We start from the raw sequence: 3,739 nt of genomic DNA, 5'->3' as shown, positions 1-3,739 counted from the left end.
CAAGAGGGAGCCGCATCTGATAACTAAGAGGTTGGACTTAAGAGATACTTTTCGTTTCTATTGGGCCTCATACCAACAAATGTGCCAACAATCGCGGCTAGCACCTGCCGTTGCATCGGACGAGTCTGGACTGAGATGTGGTGCCGGTTGCAGGAGTCGAACCCGCGACCTACTGATTACAAATCAGTTGCTCTACCAACTGAGCTAAACCGGCAATTCGGCCCTTTTGCTAACAGCCCAGCGCGTCACGCGCAAGGGCGGCGGGATGCGCCCGCCGCGGACAATTCAGTCGCTGGCGTAAATATTCCGGTCCTTGGTTTCCGGAATCAGCAACAGCCCGACGATAAAAGTCATTAGGGCTACGCCGATCGGATACCACAGCCCGAAATAAATATTGCCGCTGGCAGCCACCATGGCGAAAGCGAGCGGCGGCAGGAAACCTCCGAACCAGCCATTGCCGATGTGATAGGGCAGGGACAGCGACGTATAGCGGATGCGGGTCGGGAAAAGTTCGACCAGTTGCGCCGCAATCGGCCCATAGACCATGGCCACCAAAATGACCAGAACGGTCAGCAGGCCCAGTACGGCCGGCTTGTTGATCCGCGCCGGATCGGCGCGCGGCGGATAGCCGGCGGCGGCGACGGCCGAGGCGACTTCCGCCTCGAAGGCGGCGCGTCTTGCTGTCCGTTCAGCCTTGCCGAGGCTGGAGCCGTCGAAGGCCGGGATTTCCTTGCCCCCGACGACGATATGCGCCAGAGCGCCGGCCGCTCCCGCCTCATTGGAATAGGCCACTGCGGCGCCAGCGAGGACGTTCTTGGCGAGATCGCAGGAGGTGGCGAATTCGGCGTTTTCAATCGGGTCGAACTGGAAGGCGCATTGCGCCGGGTCGGCGATCACCTTGACCGGGGCGCTGGCCTGCGCCTGCGCCAGAGCCGGATTGGCGGCGTAGGTCAGGGCGTGGAAAATCGGGAAATACAGCAGGGCGGCCAGCAGGCAGCCGCCGAGAATGATCGGCTTGCGGCCGATGCGATCCGAAAGCGCGCCGAACAGTACGAAAAACGGCGCGCCGAGAATGAGGGCGCCGGCCATCAACAGAGTGGCGTCGGACGCGTCGACCTTCAGGGTCTGGGTGAGGAAGAAATAGGAATAAAACAGGCCGGTGTACCAGACCACGGCCTGGCCGGCGGCGCCGCCGAACAGCGCGATCAGGGCGATCCTGGCGTTGCCCCATTGGCCAAAGGATTCAGATATCGGCGCGCGAGAGCCGCGTCCCTGCGCCTTCATCTGGCGGAAGGCCGGGGATTCGCTGAGTTGCAACCGCATCCACACCGAGCCGACCAGAAGGACGAAGGACACCAGGAAGGGGAAGCGCCAGCCATAGAGCTCGAAATCCGCCTCGCCGAGCAGGGTGCGGAACGCCAGCACGACCAAGAGCGACAGCAGCAGCCCGAGCGGCGCCGTGATTTGGATCCACGAGGTATAGAAGCCGCGCCGGCGCTGCGGCGCATGTTCGCCGACGAAAATTGCCGCGCCGCCATATTCGCCGCCGATCGCCAGGCCCTGAAACAGCCGCAGCAGCACCAGGAAAATGGGAGCCGCGAAGCCGATGGCGTGGAAATTGGGCAGCAGGCCGACCAGGAAGGTCGAAAGGCCCATGATCAGGATGGTGAGGAGGAAAGTATATTTGCGTCCGACCAGATCGCCGAGCCGGCCGAACACCACTGCGCCGAAGGGGCGCACGGCGAAGCCGGCGGAGAAGGCCAGAAGCGCGAAAATATAGGAGGCGGTGGGATTGACGTTGGAGAAGAAATTCTTGGCGATGATCGAGGCGAGCGAGCCGTAAAGGTAGAAATCATACCACTCGAAAATCGTGCCCGCCGAAGAGGCGAACACCACACGCTTCTCCTGCGCGGTCATGGGGCGGCTGCGGCTGTCCGCCGGCGCCAGAGCTGCCTGGGTCATAAACGCGTCTCCTCGCGAGTTTGTTATCGTCGCAAGCTGTGCTGCGATTGATTTGAACCATTATCAGGCAGTCTCGCGCCGGAGCGCAAGCGCGCGATCGCCAAATGGCGCCGCAATTTGCGGCATAAGGTCTAAACGCCTATTCCGCCAGCGCGGCCTGCGCGAGGGTCAAGGCGACGGCGCAGGCGTTGGAGACATTGAGGCTCTTGATCGCGCCCGGCATGTCGAGCCGCGCCAGAACGTCGCATTTTTCCCTCGTCAGCCGGCGCAGACCCTTGCCCTCGGCGCCGAGAACCAGAACGGTGGGTCGGCGCAGCGGGGATTGTTCCAGGCTGGCGGCGCCATCTGAATCGAGGCCGACGCGCAGATAGCCGGCGTCGCCCAATTGCTCGAGCGCGCGGGCGAGATTGACCACTTCGACGATCGGCACATGTTCCAGCCCGCCGGAAGCGATCTTGGCCAAAACGCCCGAAAACTCAGGCGCATGGCGGTCGGTGGCGATGATCGCGTCGACGGCGAAGGCGGCGGCGGTGCGGAGAATCGCGCCGACATTATGCGGGTCGGTGATCTGGTCCAGCGCCAGAACCAGCCCGGAACGCGTGACGATTTCGCTGATGTCGAGAGACGGTAGCGGTCGCGCCTCCAGGAGAACTCCCTGATGCACGGAGTCCTGCCCAAGCCGCGCAAAAATCAATTCCGGTTCGATGATATGCAGGTGTACGCCGCTCGCTTTGATCTCGTCGGCCAGTTTTTCGGCCGCCGCCGCCGTGGCGAACAGATCAAGACAGGTGCGTTTTTTGGCGCGCAGGGCTTCGCGCACCGCGTGATAGCCGTAAAGCACGGCAAGTTCCAGCGACGGGCGGCGGAAAGCGCGGGGCCCGTCGCCGGATTTGCGGCCAGCGGCCGGCCGCGACCGATGGTGCGGGTTCTCCTCGAATTGAGGCCGCGCGGGCGCCTGTGCGGCGTCCTGCGATTTGTGCCGGGGCTGCGGCCGCGGCTTGGGCTTTTCGCTTCCCGCGGCCTCGGCCCGCCTGTCGAACTGTTTTCCGCCGATTTTCCGCATGGGCGCCTCCGTAAGACTACGTCCTGTCACGCGGCCGGCTTTTTAGCAATCGCGGCAGCAGCGGGCGGCATGTTTTTAGAGTTGACATAAAGGTCTGTTAAAAGCATAAGGCCCCCGTCGAGCGGCCCCGTGAGTCACGGGGCTTTTTCGTCACCGGTCGGGCGCAAATCCGCTCCGGATGGGAGAGTGTCCCGAGCGGCAAAGGGGGGGGACTGTAAATCCCCTGGCTATGCCTTCGTAGGTTCGAGTCCTACCTCTCCCACCATTCCACCACAACAAGCTGATTTCACAACATTTTCAGCGACAGTCGAGCCAGACTGTCGCACAACGGCGCCACACACTGGCGTCGATAAATCGGCCATAAGTGTTTGTAACCGTGGGGAAAACAGCCGCCCTGACTGCCACACAAACCTGCCCGACAAACGTGCCACAAATCGTCGGAAACATCGTGTGAGCTTGCTACCTAATACCGCATTTTTCTGCGCGGAACGGTCTGGCAGTTTCGGATGAGAATTCCGCGTGATTGTGTCGGCACGGTCGGGCGAGAATTTGTCTATCGGTCACTTCGAACTTCGGATTATCGTCAGGCCATTCGGCAGGCGCGGATTGTCGCGTTCGAGGTCGAGCAGATGTTTCGCGCCGATGGCCGCAGCACCTTATCCGTGCAGCCTCCAGCTTGCGATCCAGTCGGAGTATCGGGCTCGGCTCATGTGG

3 protein-coding genes and 2 tRNA genes are annotated in these 3,739 nt (G+C 62.2%); 2 read left to right on the top strand and 3 right to left on the bottom strand.

Features of this window, described 5'->3' with window-relative positions; all coding sequences use genetic code 11:
* Window positions 1-138 precede the first annotated feature (138 nt).
* From ACLP2E_RS15575 to rlmB, 3 genes are all read right to left on the bottom strand, one after another.
* Window positions 139-214 (bottom strand) — tRNA-Thr (locus ACLP2E_RS15575).
* A gap of 71 nt (window positions 215-285) precedes the next feature.
* Complete coding sequence (locus ACLP2E_RS15570; RefSeq protein ID WP_442464291.1) at window positions 286-1,962, bottom strand: MFS transporter; 1,677 nt, start codon at window positions 1,960-1,962, stop codon at window positions 286-288.
* Between the two features lie 139 nt (window positions 1,963-2,101).
* A complete protein-coding gene (gene rlmB, locus ACLP2E_RS15565) occupies window positions 2,102-3,025 on the bottom strand; it encodes a 23S rRNA (guanosine(2251)-2'-O)-methyltransferase RlmB (protein ID WP_442466462.1) in 924 nt (307 codons plus the stop codon).
* 180 nt (window positions 3,026-3,205) lie between these two features.
* Between rlmB and ACLP2E_RS15560 the strand changes: the two genes are divergently transcribed.
* Together ACLP2E_RS15560 and ACLP2E_RS15555 are read left to right on the top strand one after the other, a co-directional pair.
* Window positions 3,206-3,290, top strand: a tRNA-Tyr gene (locus ACLP2E_RS15560).
* A 241-nt stretch (window positions 3,291-3,531) separates the two neighbouring features.
* On the top strand, window positions 3,532-3,739 hold a 208-nt coding region (locus tag ACLP2E_RS15555; protein ID WP_442466461.1), incomplete at its 3' end, for a DUF6538 domain-containing protein.

The sequence above is a fragment of the Rhodoblastus sp. genome (assembly GCF_052145335.1).
GTDB lineage: Bacteria > Pseudomonadota > Alphaproteobacteria > Rhizobiales > Beijerinckiaceae > Rhodoblastus.
This window is presented reverse-complemented; position numbering and strand designations above follow the sequence as displayed.

Coding starts and splice junctions, on each gene's coding strand:
- ACLP2E_RS15570 (WP_442464291.1), bottom strand. CDS start 1,962: ATGACCCAGGCAGCTCTGGCGCCGGCGGACAGCCGCAGCCGCCCCATG.
- rlmB (WP_442466462.1), bottom strand. CDS start 3,025: ATGCGGAAAATCGGCGGAAAACAGTTCGACAGGCGGGCCGAGGCCGCG.